The sequence below is a fragment of the Microbulbifer sp. THAF38 genome (genome assembly GCF_009363535.1).
Taxonomy (GTDB): Bacteria; Pseudomonadota; Gammaproteobacteria; order Pseudomonadales; family Cellvibrionaceae; genus Microbulbifer.
In genome coordinates this window covers 1,836,402-1,851,501 of the sequence record NZ_CP045369.1, presented here as the reverse complement: position 1 = coordinate 1,851,501, position 15,100 = coordinate 1,836,402, and the positions used below count along the sequence as shown (strand labels likewise).

The window sequence follows — 15,100 nt, the reverse complement described above, 5'->3', positions numbered from 1 at the left end:
CTTCAAATGAAAAAGCTACTAAGAAAATTGGCCAACCAAACAACTCCAGATACCAACTTGGAAGATCAGCCCCTCACTACCTTAAGACATCCATCCGGACTAACTCTCCCTCCAAAGATCTATTTTTGCCATGTCCCTAAATGTGCAGGATCCTCATTAGATTCCGCATTCAGAAATCAACTCTATACACCTAATAAATTAGGCCAATTCGATATCAAGCTAGAAGAGAGTAGATTTGCGGCCAGCATCTTAGATACATCAATGATGTCAGTTCGAGAAACAGTGCTCGCCTACAACCTATCCATTAAGGCGAATTTTTTTGGCAGCGGCCATTGCTTCTGCCGCCCCAACCTTGTAACAAATTTCTCCCCTGAGTGGAATTTTTTTACAGTCCTAAGAGATCCTGTTGAGAGATGGATATCACTTTATACTTACAATACTTTCAAGCTGAGCAAATGGGCTAAGAATACACTTCCACTGAACGAATACATCCGGTCTCACAAAGGCATTGCCGCTGGCCAAAGTTTCATTCATTACTTTTCAGACTTTAGTCAGGCACCTCGATCAAACCCAGCGGATTATATTGAGCAAGCCATTCACAACTTGCAGAGGTTTTCTATCGTTGGCACAACCGAACATCTAGACCAACTGGCACAGCAGACAGAAAAAGAATTCCAGGTTAAATTAAATTTACCTAGATTAAATGAAACCCCTAATAGTGAACTCGCCCAACAACTAAGGTCCACCCCAGAAATAATTAAAAAGATTGAACACATTTGCAGACATGACACAGAAATTTATAAAAGATTTCTCGGGGAATTTGGCCCAATCTATTCAAAAAGATTCCACGCCATTAATTAGCCCCCGCCCTGGAGAGGTCTACACAAAAAAACCACTACACATTACCCATAGACATATATCACAATAATGACTTTGCAAATCTGAGAATAAGTTAGCATTTAAGGGAAGTTTATACCGCCCTCTATTAACTTGAACCCTTCCCTCTTCCATTGATAAAAAACACACTCACCACCATCCCCAACAGGGCCAAGTGGGCATTCATCAAAAACGCCCGACTAATACCAGTCGCCAAATCTGGGGCCAGCGCAACGATTGTCGTATTCAATCCCAAACCGATTGCACCACCAATAATTTGAAACATATAGATGATGGCTGCAGCAAGGCTGGCACGGTCATACCTGAGAATTAGAATAGCTGCCGTGGTGATAGTGGGGTAAAACAAACCCATTCCAATACCCATCAACCCCATGCCTGGCGTAAAAATGAAGGGCTCAACTTGCACAGAAAGTTTAGAGAGAACCAACATACCAGCCCACATAAATAGAGCCCCAAAACAGGAGAGTAACTTGGCCCCAAACCTCTCATAAAGATGTCCTGATAGAAAAGAAGTGGCACCAAACATTATCATCATGGGGAGTAGCGCTATACCAGACTGTATCGCAGTGAATTTCCATACCTTACTGAGAAACTGTGGAACAAACATCAGTGCAGCTATAAATGCCACAGAGACCAATAAAGTAGCAACTCCTTCCGCGAAGAACCTCTTATTCTTGACCACATCCACAGGTATCAGAGGCTCTCCTGATGAACGATAATCCAACCAGACAAATGCAGACAGGAAAAGAACAAAGCCCAAAAATAGGAGCAATGTTCGGTTGTTAACAAACCCCACATCTACAGATAAATCCAACCCTAACAACAGCGCAAGTAAAGCCAATGAGAGAAATAGCAGCCCAGTTAAATCCACATGTTCGCCCGGGGCCGATGGTAAATCGCTAATGACCAACTTCCAGCAAATAAGCATCGCCACCAGGGTTAAGGGGAGATTTAGGAAAAGTATCCAGCGCCACCCCAGGGTATCGGTTAAAATCCCACCAATAATAGGGCCTAGGGAATTTGCCACGCCACAACCAAGCATCAACAGCCCACCCGCAATTCCAGCGCGTTTGCTATCTAACAAGTGATAAGTCATCCCTATCACGGAAGGCCACATCATGGCGCCACCAATACTTAACATTACGCGACACCCCATCAACATCCATATATTTAGCGAAAAACCACCTAAAAGAGAGAATACCGAAAAGAGTGTTGCGCCTATAAAAAAGGTTCGTCGCCTCCCCAACATATCAGCTAAGCGGCCACAAGATATTACAGAAACACCAAAAGCCAAGGCGTAAGCATTAACCAGCCACATTGTTGTCGTAATATCGACCTGGAACGTCTTCTGAATTGAAGGGAGAGCGACAGAGAAAGCGGTATAATCATATCCAACAAGAAAAATTGAGAAAATTAACGCCGTCAAACCCAGACTTCGGGCTTCAGAAGCGGTTAATCCCTTTAGATACATTACCGTCACTCATTTCGTTGGAAAATGTGCATAATCTATTATCTTAGTTGTTAGACTGAGGTTAACGAACCGATATAAGCCCCATCTTTCATAATAAACAAGATTAGCCTGCACTCTCTAAAAAATTAAGTCTCATCCATATAGATAATTAATGTACCGACCGGATTAAAGCCACTATATTTAATAATACATTCATTATGCATTTAAGGCCTTGAGATTAGAAACATTAACCTCTCTGGCAAAATGTCAGACAATGAATTTTATCATGAAATATTGGGCTTATGATCTCAAGTGATAACTGCAATCCCTAACGCTATAAGTAGATCATATTGTAGCCCCACATATATAAATTGTGCGATATCAACCACAAGCAAACTTTAAAACTTCTTATATAAATCAAATCACCCAATTAAGCTGTAGGTGTGCACACGATTCAACAGTAAGGATTGTTATAAACTTTGTATTGGCCCGCCTTCTGATCCAATCAAGTCGTCACTTAAAGTTTATAACAAACATTAGATAATCAAACTTGATCCAATAACTATTCGTAGATAAAATGAACTGCTAAATTGAGCATAAACAAAGCAAATTTCAATGGAAAGATTCTTAACTTTACTCTCACTATATCTCCTGCTTTCCATACCAGCCAGTGCCGATCAGATCTATAAATACAAAGATCAGAAGGGGAATTGGATTTTTACCGATAGAAAACCTACCAAAGATATTGAAGTAGAAACAATAAAGAAGACTTCCTCTAAGCTAACCAAGAGCAAACCAAAGATATATACCCTAACCGATGATAAGGTTAATTATATATTTGCTCAAAACCCTTATTACGCACCTATTGAAGTGCAACTTAAAATTAAGTTTTCGGAAAATGTAGATAGAGTTTTTACAACAGTTGTACCTAGCAATTCAAAATTCAAACTTTATGAAAGTAACGAAGAAATTGATAAATATTATTACACATGGGTGATGGGTTCACCGGAAACACTTGCAAAGTCCTATACTTATCGCCTACCCATTTCTTCTCTTCAAGACCACCGAATTACCCAATCCTTTAATGGTAGATTTTCCCATCACCAACGACCGAATAAATACGCAGTAGATATTGCCATGCCTATAGGCACCTACATAGGTGCGGCCAGAGAGGGAACTGTCATCTGGGTAAAAGACGACTACCATATGGGTGGAGCAAAGGAGTACTTCCTAGATAAAGCCAACTATGTATCAGTTTTACATGAGGATGGCACCTATGCTACATATGCGCATATATTACAAGGAACCGCCTTAGTAAAACCTGGAGACAAGGTGAAATCTGGAGATCGTTTAGCCAGATCTGGCTCCTCTGGCTTTTCCACAGGGCCTCATCTTCACTTTGTAATCCGAAAGAATATTGGAATGTCAACTGTATCTATACCATTCCAATTTATTGGAGAAGACGATGAGCCATTCACTCCTAAGCGAGGGATGACGGTATTTAGCCCACCTGAAGAAATTTAAATTTTATCGATAGAAGGAAAGGGATTATATGCAGCAACCCATACCTCTAGTTTGCAGCTAACATCTTTTTACAAAACGATTTTTAGGCTACTACACTCCGCCTAAATCTCCACAATGATATATATTCTCCTTTAACTTCGAAGAACAAAAAAATACATCGCCACGGTATCGCGTTTATAGTCGTGTTAAATCTAATACTGATAACATACGGCTACCAGCCAACTTTCTGGCGCAATTATCGATAATATAAAAAATTATAAGTGCTAAGTTACGCCATACCCAACTTGGCGCCAGGCTTCTCTGCACAAACTCCAATTTTTATACTTAAAACACTCTCCCTATATCACAGCCACTAGTCTTTCATTGTTTTTGTGCTTACCTATAAGGAATAACAATATTGATGCTAGGCATGAAAATCTGCTGACTTATGATTATTTTCCTACTCCTTATATTTGGGCTAGTAACCGGCTACATATCTATCATGGCTGCAGGTGGAGGAGCACTGCTGCTAGTACCTTTGGTAGGATTTCTGGTAGGACCTCATCTCGTTGCACCTATATTAACCACTGGCAATGCTATTGCATCGCCATTTGGCATTTTTTTATTCTGGAAGTACATTAATTGGAAAGTAGCACTATGGCTACTACCAGGAATTATTCCCGGAGCAATCATTGGTGCCTATGTTTACACGCGAATGCACCCATTATTGATAGAGTTCACTGTCGGTTTATTCTTGGTATCGACCGTATTTCAGTTTGGATTCGGGCGAAAGAAAAAATCTTTCATTATGCATCTTCCATATTTTCCCATGCTGGGATTTGTCACCACACTATTCTCCTCAATCATTGGCGCGGTTGGCCCTGTACAAAACCCCTTTTTCTTAAATTATGGACTCAACAAAGAAGAGCTGGTAGCCACGAGAGGAGTAAGCTCTTTAATGATGCACTCCACTAAGCTTGTTGCCTATTTCCATTTTGGCGCCCTCAATTCAGAACTGCTCACATATGGCATCACTATTGGTTTAGGCGTTATGGTGGGAATGCTCGTAGCAAAACATTTTTTAAAAATAATAAGTATCCAGAGATTCGATAGTTACGCCCTATCAATTATGTTTATATCTGGACTAGTTTTAATTTTTCGGGTCAGTGCACAACTCTGGGAGGCAGTGGCGTAACTCCCATCTTGCCATTAGGGAAGATCCAACATGGAAAAATCAAGATATGAGATCCCAGGCCTATCCTTTTTCCTGAAATATAGTTTTCCTACTACTTCAATTGCAGCATTTAGATCAGTCATTAGTTACCTCCCCCTTCACCTTTAAGGTATTCTTCTTTAGTGATTTCTTGACCATATAAAAGAGCATCATTAAACAATCGATTTGTGTGCGGGATAGGAGCGGGGTGTTCTTTCTCTCCATAAAATTTTCTATATATGTTTTTTGTTTCTTTATCTCTTCTAAACATAACCGACTCAAAAGAATAATCAATATAAACGTGCTTTAAGTTTAAATACTCGCCAGTTTTAATTGACATCGCCTTAGACCTTATTGACTCATAATACTCTTTACTTTCAGCCTCGAGCTTCCTTCTATTCGGATCACCTTCCTCTAAAGAGCGCCATTTTTCATACAGCTTATGCCCTTTCCCGCCTGCAACGGGAGATTTACTTGCAATCGAGCCATAAACATCTTCCCCCAGCAGTGCCTTAGCTATTTCTGGAGGCTCTTTTGCATATATCATTTCTGGAGAATTTACCTGTATTTCCGCAATTAAGCCAGACTTCGTTTTTATTTTAGAATTTACTCCACTGTAGCCTAGCAGGTCTAAGGCTCCATCTGATATTTTAACGATTGTGGATTTTGCACGAAGCATTTCTATCACTTCTTTGATTTTATTTTGAGGAACAATAATAGTGTTTCTGGCAAGGTCTGTTATTCTAGTTGGATCGCCGCCATAATCATTTATTATTTTTAATTGAGCCCTATCTTTCGATTTTATCGGCACTTTAGCGACTTGACCTCCAGTCAAAGTAGCAATCACATCTGCTAAGGCATCAATCTCTATTTTCGCCGTAGGTGCCATTGCATATATCTCATCAAATCCTTCAATTTCATTTGCATTATCGGATTTTTCATTAGACCTAGACTGAAAGTCATACGTTTGAAACATTATATTTTTATAACTTTCAATACGTCGATCAACTTTTAGCCTGTTTTCTTGCGCTAGGTGTTGCGAATTTTTGAAAAAATACTGCGAATGAGATTTTTTCCTTTTACAAAATTTCTCTTTGATACGGCCAGTATATTTCTTTTCCGGATAGCAGGTTTCACTAAAAAAAGTGAATCTCTGTCTTTTGGTTTGCCTGGCCTCAGGCTGCCGACTGCTTCCAACATTGAAACTAGCTGCAATAAAAGCATTGTGGGTGAGATAATATTTTAGATATTCAAAATTAAGGCTATTTGTCAGGGTAAGTCGATCAAGGGTATAGCAGCTTCCATTACTAGAAAATTTTGCCTGACTGATTAATTTATCTCTCTCAACAGCGGAGCTTAATGGCGTCAATAGACAGCAAGTAATGAAAATAGCTAGTAGGAATTTCAAGTAACAGAGCATTGAGCGACTCCGTTAGCTAAGTTTTCCTATAGTTTAGTCGGCCTTAAATAGGTGTGATAGTATCAAATGCGAAGTCTCATGATGGCCCCAGTAGTTCAGAACCTATAAAAATTGTATTTCGCTCGGTTACTGACTCCAACCAGTCGCATCCAAGAAGTGAAGCACCTTATATGTAGCTCCTTAGAATGTTCTTCCTTAGAATGTAATCCCCTGGATAGAAAGCCCTTTTTGAGCCTTTCATTGAGAAAAAGATTATACCGCCCCTTTAAAGATACCCTTCTGAAGACTTAACTAAGCATTTAAGATATCTGAAAATGTAAAATGGACCAATCAATGCCAATTGATCGCATCCCTTCCATGAATACACCCATTTAGCATCGCCAATGCACTTTCACGAATTCCCACATAAGAGCTTTCTAGCCAATAACATTCCCGACCCTGGCGCGGCACCTCCACCTGGCCAGGTGGATGCACCACACATGTAGAGACCTGGAATTGGCATTTCATGGTTCGCATACCCAGTAAAGGGCCGATTGCCATAAAATTGTGATAAATGGAGGCTACCAGCGTTTAAATCTCCATTCACAAGATTTGGGTTCAATTGCTGCAATTCCAATGGCGTATGTATAGTCATCCCGAGGATCCTATCGGGAAGACCCGGCGCATATCTCGATATCTTCCAAATGACGCGATCTGCAACTTTTTTGGCAGCTTCAGAGCTCCAGATCTGTTCTTTTATTTCACCGGCAGCATCTCCACGAATCTCAGCAGGTATTGCACGTACCATTATCCAAAGAACATGCTGGCCATCAGGGGCGCGGGTTGAATCAAATATCGTCGGTTGGCCCACTACGATAAAAGGGTGACTTGGAAGCATACCCGCCACACCTTCCTGATAAGCGGCCGCTATATAGTCCAGCGATGGGCCTATATGCACATAGAAGCTCCGTCGCGCCGCTTCATCTTTCCAGTCGGGCAACCTCGATAGAGCGAGATGAATCACCATTGTGCCTGGCCCGTAACGGTAGTTTTCCGCTTCTTTAACTATCGCATCCGACAAATTACCTCTCGTCAGTCTCACCAATGCCTGCGGTGTGACACTGGCGACAACTCCACGAGAACATCGCAGCTCCTGTCCACTCGCAAGACGTACACCGGACGCCCTCCCCTTATCAAAGAGGATCTCTTGTACCATCTGCTTGGCAGCAACATTTCCCCCATGCTCCTGAACAAGTTCTACAATGGCCCGGATCATGTTGCCGGATCCACCGCGAGCAATCGGAATGCCATTTCGCTCATCACCATTGGTCTCCAGAAAAGGCATCCAGCATCCACCCGAGATATCAGGTGCATAATCTAAGTGCATTGCCCAAGCGGCTATCAGAGCCTGTACAATATCACTCTGAAAACGTCGCCCTAAATTCGCACGAAGGGAGTCAAGCAGTATCCCGCGTAAGGGAGTAGAGACACTAGGGGGTATATCCCCGGTTCTGCCAAAGACAAGTTCCAGCGGCCCGGTTTGAACGGCTGGTGAGGCCAATAGTTGGAACAAGGTGGGACTGCACCGATTATAGTCTTCACGCCAATCCTTCCATGCCTCAGTGTCTGCCTTCGAGAAGCACGCAATGGATCGCAAATTGGCATCCAGATCCCTACTAACGCCCAAAAATCGGTCATCCGAAGCAAATGACCCAAAGGAATGCTCCGCGACAATAAATTCCAAGCCCTTTTCTGCCAAGACCTCTCTGTGCTCAGTATAAAATTCTGAGCCTGCGAACATACTCAGGTTCATCGCCCCAATGTCATGTAAGAATCCTGGTAAAGTGAGTTCCAGCGTTCGTATCGCACCACCTGGAGTAGCATTTTGATCGAGGACCAGTACTCGCCAACCCTCTTTGGCCAAGATGAATGCAGCGCAGAGAGAATTGATACCCGCACCAATGAAGATGATCTCGGGTTCTCCCTTAACCTCAAGTAATGACTCGCTCATGACGGTATCTCATCGAATCATTGGCCAGCATCCAGACGGTTGGATTCACCCCGTATTCGGTCAATTAATATTAGGAATAGTACAGTCAGCCCTGGTCAACTTGTAACAAAGGGGTAATGAAGAGGCGAGATAGATTTTTTTGAAAGCGAGAATATTTATTCAGTCACTTAGTCATTAAGTTTAAATTTATAAGATGTCATGAAAACTCATATGGAGTGCTGAGTAAACTAATCCCCAGAATGGCGGATCAATAAATGAACGGGTTAATGAAGTTATTCATACATTCTGGCAGCACATAGGATTTCAGCAAAAACCTTCCAATGAATATTCTCGGGAATTTCTTCTCCCTGATTAGCGTAAAAGCCATCCATATCATCTGCCCAAGCAGCCATTGCCTCCAGAAAACTTGCTAGATCAGCATTCTCCCAACTCGAAGAATTATTTTTATAATCATTAAGAATATCCAGAACAAATTTAGAGAAATCATCTCTTGTCTTAACCTGGTTAAGATTTTCAAGTAAGTTTAATTTTTTCATTTATCTCCTCTGCGAATACGAATCGAGGTACCATCGTTTTTACTCGTGAATTTAAATGACCCCTCAACAATCTCACTTGGGGTCGCGGGTGTTATGCGGATCGGCTTGGCTGCCTCCTGAAATGCCTTAAGCCTGCGATTGTCTAACGAATAGATTTTACCATTTCTACTGAATACCCGTATAGGTGGTACATCACCCGCATTCAATTTTCCACTCTTTAGATCCTGGATCAAGTCTTCCACTTTTCGTCCGTTTGAAAAAGTTGCCTTAATGCTATCCTGAGTGAACCTGACAGCTTTAGGGTTTATCAATCCCTTTCGAATCACAGCGACTCTTGGAGATGTTACCCAGGCGCTATAGGTGTTAGAACCATCGGTCCTGGCATAGGATCGAATTCGGAATTTATAGGAACCACTTGTTAATCGCTTACCCTTTTCCCTTGGTAGGGCAATTGGGCCTGCACTTTCTCCAGAATAAACACAGGACCACGTGGAACAACTACCTTTGCACTGCTCAATTTCATAGCCGGTAATTTTTTTCCTTGAATCAGGGGTTTCCCATTTGACTTCAACGGTTCCTTGAGATCTTGGATTTTCAGAAGCAGCATCCACTACTCGGGGAGCTTGTATCGGAGGGTTTACTAGCTGTACTTTCTCCAACTCTCCACTTTGAACAGTTATATTTCTTGGCGTGGGAAGAGGATTAGCACCATCTTGATGTTTCTCACTGGAAAAACCACCACAACCTGCACTACTGCTGGGCTGCGCCTTGAACCCCCAAAGCCCTTGAGATAGCCCTTGGGATTGAAATGAATACCCAGTGAACTTACTAAGCTCAGACCAAATACCATCCTCTTTTTGCTTTACCAGATGATACTCATTGACAACACCTGGTAGTGAAATCCAAGAAAATGGAAAGTTTTCTATACGGCTGCTCGTTTCAGAGACGCTCGTTCTAACTACTGTTAGAGAAGAGTCTGAAGGCGATTTGCTGGAGAAACCACTGGCACAGGCTGCAAAAGATAAAAACAGAAAGTAGAAATATGCAATAAAACGCAGGCTTAGAGACAAAGCTTTCACCCGAGAGTTGAGCACTACTGATGGGGCAACACTGAGATCATTTGTGACTACCAATTACCGCATCTATAAGAACCGATTATAGGGTGGGATTTTGCTTGTTACGGTAAACACTACTGAATAGGTAGTCAGGTCTTAAGAGGATAATAATTCTATTGGCAAGAACAGCTAGAACGAGAGGAAAATTAAAAAGCATCGATACTTCTACAACCGGAAAGCACTTACAGTCCAGGAGCTTCAACACCGAACTTATTTCTAGGTACCCTCCCTTTCAGTAAATTTAGATGGAAGGCATAGAAGACTGAAGAAGATATATTCTCCAAAAAAATTTTAAGCGAATAAGCATCCTAGTTTAAGAAGCTCATGCATAATGGTTCTAACCTGTCCGAAAGGAAACACTCTGAGAAGGTCAAAAATTTTCAGTTCAGTCCTTAACTATTGCACTAAAAATTCCCCGGTAGCACCCATGGCACTCCCTTCCTGGGTATAAAGATAGTAGATCATTCATCTTGTTTGAACTCTAAAATATCACCGGGCTGACATTCAAGCGCTTCACATATTGCCGATAACGTATCAAACCTGACCCCTTTCACTTTGCCACGTTTCAATAATGACAAGTTAGCCTCGGTAATACCTATCTCAGCTGCCAACGATTTAGAGCTGACTTTACGTTTGGCCAGCATAACATCCAAATTGACAATGATAGCCATGCTATACAAACTCTTTGTTTTCTTGCTCAATTTGTTTTGCTGCGCGCAAAATATAGAGGACGCTCACAAGTACGAACAATGTAAAAAGCCTACCGACATCAAATGACAGCACCAGGGTTAGTTCACTTTCATGCAAATACGATAGATAGCTGAGCCACAAAGACTCCAGCATGCGCACCAGGATCGAAGCCCCATAGAGCCAAACCAACCACACATAGCAACGGTCACTCTCTTTACCAAAATAGTCACCCTTCGCGTACTGACCAAAAAGCCGCCAAAGCCAATAGATAAACAAGCCGGAAAGCACAAAGGTTGGCAGTTGGCCAAGTAATAGCATCGACCTGTACTGGTCACCTAACGCCCAAAGCTCCTGGAAAAGTGGGTTACTGCTATTGAAGGCATTCTCATCGTAAACAAAGTAGTTGATCAGCAAAATGCAAATAGCGATCAAACTGACAGCGACGACAGTCCAGCGCAAACGCGTACTTAATACCTGAATATTTTGCTTCACAGGTTAGCTCCAATGGGATAAGCAAACATTATACAACAGTATCTAATTTCTGCAATCTAGCTATAAATTATTGCTTTACAATAATTTATAGCTGCTCTACAGTATACCCATGGTCATCACTGATAAGGAGTTAAGTCCATGGAATTAAAAAATCACCGCTGGTCAATACCTAAGACCATCTGCTGGCTGAGCTTTGCCGCTGTTTTTAGCGGCTGTAGCATGAATGTCGTTTTAGAGGATTCAGTATCAACAGAAGCTCAACAGGAGTTACTCCCTGTTGAGAGTTTCTTTAATGACTCTGAAATCAGTGGAGTCAAATTATCTTCTGATGGTCAATGGCTAGCTTGGCTCCAGCAGCACAACGGGGCACCAAATATCTATGTAATGCCGAGTAATGGGAGTGTTGAGGATGCCTTCCCTTTAACTGCTTTCGCCGATGGAGCAGATAGCTTTTATTGGGATAAACATCAGCTCGGTATGTTTGTTTCTAAAGATACCAATGGGAACGAGCAGCACCAGATTTATCGATTGGATCTGGAGGTAAAGGATAAAATTTTAAATTTGCTCAACACTCAAAAATTAACAACGAAAGCTGGCGTAAATTATATGCTGGCGGGACAGGCTTCAGAAAAGCCTAAAAGCCTTACTCTAATGGCTAATCACGACGACCCGAATCTGTTGAGCTTTTATCAGTTGAATACCCAAACTGGTAAGTTGACATGGGTAATGTCAAATACTCAGCGCTTCAATCATGTGTTGTTTGACAATGAGGGAATTCCTATTGCCGGTGTAAGATCCAACCCAGATACATCCATGGAATTATTTATTCGTAAGAATAAATCTTGGCAAGAAGCTCTGAAAACTGAAGCGGGAGAAATTTTACACCTTTCCAGTTATAATTCAGATCTTGGAAGAGTGTATTTCGAATCCAGCTTCGGCGAGGCTGATACTTCAGGATTAAAACAACTGGATTTAAATTCAGGGAAAATTGTTGACGTTCACACCGACCCCAATCAACGATCCGACGTTTATAAGACCTTATTCAATAAGGATGGGGAGCTTCAGTTGGTTTCTTACTACTATGGGTATAGAGAAGATTATCCAATTAGTAAGGAGTTCAAAAAGCATTGGCAATATATCATCAGTCAATTTTCAGGCAGGGTAGAGATTGATGTTATCTCTATCAATGAGGAGGCTGGCATATGGCTGCTAGATATTGCCAGTGATGTCGATCTGGGGGCTTTTTATACCTACAATCAAGCAGACCAATCACTGAGGCGCTTGATTGATAAAGATACAAGGTTAGATTCTGAATCTCTGACAGAAAGACGCTCTATTACTTATAAAGCTCGTGACGGTATCACTATTCAAGCCTATCTGACCCTACCCAAAGGCAAGAGCAGTCAATTGCCGCTAGTGGTATTGCCTCACGGTGGCCCATGGGAAAGAGATCACTGGAGGCTTAGTGATGGCTTCTTCAATCGCGTGTCTCAGTTGCTGGCAAATCGCGGCTATGCGGTATTACAACCCAACTTTCGTACATCTACAGGCTTTGGTGAAACCTTCATCGCTTTGGGTAATCGCCAGTGGGGAACTGGTGCAATGCAACATGACCTGACTGATGGTGTTGAGTTTCTAGTCGAGCAAGGCATTGCGGACAAAGATAAAGTAGCCATCATGGGTGGGTCTTACGGAGGCTATGCAGCACTTTCCGGGTTGACTTTCACCCCCGATGTATATGCAGCCGCGATATCTTTTGTGGGCCCATCAAGCCTAGTCACCTTGGTTGAGTCATTCCCGGAGTATTATCGACCATTTATTTCCAACTGGTTCAAAGCAGTCGGTGATCCTTTGATTCAATCAGACCGAGAGGATATGCAGGCCCGATCACCTTTAAACTTTACGGATCAAATTAAAGCACCTTTACTATTGGCTCAGGGTGCAAATGATCCTCGCGTTACTCAACTTGAGTCTGATCAAATTGCTATAGACATGCATCAAAAAGACTTAGCTGTCGAGTATATTTTGGCTAAAGATGAGGGGCACGGATTTACTAAGCGTATTAATAAACTGGCTTATTTGATAAAAATGGAAGAATTTCTCTCTGAGCACTTAGGTGGTGAAGTAAGCTCTGATATTCCTGAGGAGCTTACTACCCATTTGGCCGGGCTTGAAGTTGACATATCAAAATTAGCCGAGGAGTAATCTTAAATAGATTTCTTGCGACCTTGAGTTGATTACCAATATGGAGCGCCTGTCTGTGATAGATCTTAATCAATATCGATCAAAGACAGGCTACTTTAAACTACTGTCATTTCAGCTTTTAAAGAACAACACAAGAAACTCCGTAACCCTAGCACCTTAATATCCCAACCTTAATAGCGGAAAATATCTCACGACTGCCTCATTTTCAATTTAGATAGGATTATGATCCATAAGCACAACCAGCTAATAGAAATCTCGAGTTAGCTACTAAGCCATCACCCACTTGGAGCACCCGTTTAATCAGCAACCACCCGCATAGCAGGTGGTATGGTGAAAGCCCCCAGAGGGGGCCAGTTACAACCCCGCCAGTTGCATCTGCTCATGCTGGCATTCTTCTACCTCTTGATTCTTGATGTACACTCAAATCACCTGCTCATCTCGCCCCACTATACTCACACAGTAACCCCGAGCCCAAAAGTGTCTCTCTGCGAAATTTCTCTGTACATGCTTGTACTTCAGAAATATCTGGGTTGCAGATTTCCCTTTCAGAAACCCAACCGTAGTGGAAACACTAAACTTCGGAGGAGTCATTAACAGCATATGAATGTGATCCCTCATTGCGTACCCTTTACCAATTCAATGCTCTATTGACGACATAAGTCTCGGAATATTGCTCCAATCTCCCATCTCATTGTCCCAAATAAGGCTTTCTTTCGATACTTGGGCACAAATACCACGTGGTACCTGCAATAATGTTTCACGTGAGCTTGGCATTGCCAATCTCTCATATGGCTTCCTTCTGGAGCTTGCCCGTTCATGGAGGCCATATTTTTACTCTGTACGCCGGAACAGCTGAGCCTTGTCAAGTCTCACCGCAGAGGCGGTGGTTTACCTATGTGTTAATTACTTATTGACACTAATGGGGGAGCAAAATCTACCGGAGGCACTCCTGACAATGTTATTAATGGCTCGGAGCTAAAAATAAGAAATGGATTGTATATAATTGAAGTAATAAAGTAATTCTTGGGCTTTTGTATGGCTATTAAACATAAAGCTGGAAGTGTAGTTAAAATTGAATTAGAAAGTGGTGAGTTTTGCTTTGCACATGTACTCAAGGATCCTCTTATAGCTTTTTACGATTTAAAAGTTAAGGAGATTCCGCCGATTAATGTTTTGATTAACTCCCCTATTTTATTTAAAGTTTGGGTTATGAAATATGCAGTTACATCCGGTCGATGGCCAATTATTGGCCAAAGCCCTTTAACAGAAGAGCTAAGGGCACCAGTAACTTTTTTTAAGCAGAGCCCCATGAATGATAATTTATTCCTATATAGGAACTCCGAAATTCAAGACGGACCTGTTTCAGCAGGGGATTGTGAAGGGTTAGAGAGAGCTGCCGTATGGGACCCAGAGCATATAGAAGATAGACTTCGAGATCACTTTTTAGGTGTACCTAATAAGTGGGTGGAGTCGTTAAAAATTAAGTAAAAAGAGAAGAAGGCCCGCAACGGCAGGCCTTATTAACTTCTTACCAACGAGATAACTTCACTGAAGAAGTGCGCCTCAAACAAAATAAGGTTTTAATTCCT

Annotated in this window: 12 protein-coding genes and 1 pseudogene; 5 read left to right on the top strand and 8 right to left on the bottom strand. The window is 41.9% G+C overall.

Annotation, left to right across the window (positions count from 1 at the left end; all coding sequences use genetic code 11):
• The first annotated feature begins 6 nt into the window (after positions 1-6).
• Positions 7-861, top strand: a complete 855-nt coding sequence (locus FIU95_RS07870) for a sulfotransferase family 2 domain-containing protein (RefSeq protein ID WP_152453062.1) — start codon at positions 7-9, stop codon at positions 859-861.
• Between the two features lie 124 nt (positions 862-985).
• Here FIU95_RS07870 and FIU95_RS07865 read toward each other — a convergent pair whose 3' ends face one another.
• On the bottom strand, positions 986-2,368 hold the full coding sequence (locus FIU95_RS07865) for an MFS transporter (protein ID WP_152453060.1): 1,383 nt from the start codon (positions 2,366-2,368) through the stop codon (positions 986-988).
• Between the two features lie 594 nt (positions 2,369-2,962).
• Here FIU95_RS07865 and FIU95_RS07860 point away from each other — a divergent pair.
• Both FIU95_RS07860 and FIU95_RS07855 read left to right on the top strand, forming a co-directional pair.
• Positions 2,963-3,871, top strand: coding sequence for a peptidoglycan DD-metalloendopeptidase family protein (locus tag FIU95_RS07860; RefSeq protein WP_152453058.1), 909 nt, complete (start codon positions 2,963-2,965; stop codon positions 3,869-3,871).
• Positions 3,872-4,298: 427 nt separating this feature from the next.
• Entirely contained in the window at positions 4,299-5,045 is a 747-nt protein-coding gene (locus FIU95_RS07855; RefSeq protein WP_152453056.1) for a sulfite exporter TauE/SafE family protein, read from the top strand.
• A 121-nt stretch (positions 5,046-5,166) separates the two neighbouring features.
• Here the strand turns inward: FIU95_RS07855 and FIU95_RS21440 are convergent, their stop codons facing one another.
• From FIU95_RS21440 to FIU95_RS07825, 6 genes are all read right to left on the bottom strand, one after another.
• Positions 5,167-6,483, bottom strand: a complete 1,317-nt coding sequence (locus FIU95_RS21440; protein WP_253868946.1) for a hypothetical protein — start codon at positions 6,481-6,483, stop codon at positions 5,167-5,169.
• A gap of 391 nt (positions 6,484-6,874) precedes the next feature.
• Complete coding sequence (locus FIU95_RS07845; protein ID WP_152453054.1) at positions 6,875-8,473, bottom strand: NAD(P)/FAD-dependent oxidoreductase; 1,599 nt, start codon at positions 8,471-8,473, stop codon at positions 6,875-6,877.
• 272 nt (positions 8,474-8,745) lie between these two features.
• Positions 8,746-9,009 carry a hypothetical protein gene (locus FIU95_RS07840; RefSeq protein WP_152453052.1) on the bottom strand — a complete coding sequence of 88 codons (264 nt, stop codon included), beginning with the start codon at positions 9,007-9,009 and terminating at the stop codon, positions 8,746-8,748.
• Positions 9,006-10,079 (bottom strand): hypothetical protein, encoded by a 1,074-nt coding sequence (locus tag FIU95_RS07835; protein WP_152453050.1) that lies wholly within the window; start codon positions 10,077-10,079, stop codon positions 9,006-9,008. The genes FIU95_RS07840 and FIU95_RS07835 overlap by 4 nt, the downstream gene beginning before the upstream one ends.
• 506 nt (positions 10,080-10,585) lie before the next feature.
• Positions 10,586-10,795, bottom strand: coding sequence for a helix-turn-helix transcriptional regulator (locus FIU95_RS07830; protein WP_152453048.1), 210 nt, complete (start codon positions 10,793-10,795; stop codon positions 10,586-10,588).
• 1 nt (position 10,796) lies between these two features.
• Positions 10,797-11,306 (bottom strand): hypothetical protein, encoded by a 510-nt coding sequence (locus FIU95_RS07825; protein ID WP_152453046.1) that lies wholly within the window; start codon positions 11,304-11,306, stop codon positions 10,797-10,799.
• A gap of 138 nt (positions 11,307-11,444) precedes the next feature.
• Here FIU95_RS07825 and FIU95_RS07820 point away from each other — a divergent pair, with 138 nt between their 5' ends.
• Positions 11,445-13,511, top strand: a complete 2,067-nt coding sequence (locus FIU95_RS07820) for an alpha/beta fold hydrolase (protein WP_152453044.1) — start codon at positions 11,445-11,447, stop codon at positions 13,509-13,511.
• A gap of 423 nt (positions 13,512-13,934) precedes the next feature.
• Here the strand turns inward: FIU95_RS07820 and tnpA are convergent.
• Positions 13,935-14,299 (bottom strand): annotated as a pseudogene (tnpA, locus tag FIU95_RS21435) (IS200/IS605 family transposase); the annotation flags it as partial.
• 247 nt (positions 14,300-14,546) lie between these two features.
• On the opposite strand from tnpA, the gene FIU95_RS07805 reads away from it, so the two are divergent.
• Entirely contained in the window at positions 14,547-14,999 is a 453-nt protein-coding gene (locus FIU95_RS07805; RefSeq protein ID WP_152453037.1) for an immunity 26/phosphotriesterase HocA family protein, read from the top strand.
• Positions 15,000-15,100: the final 101 nt, after the last annotated feature.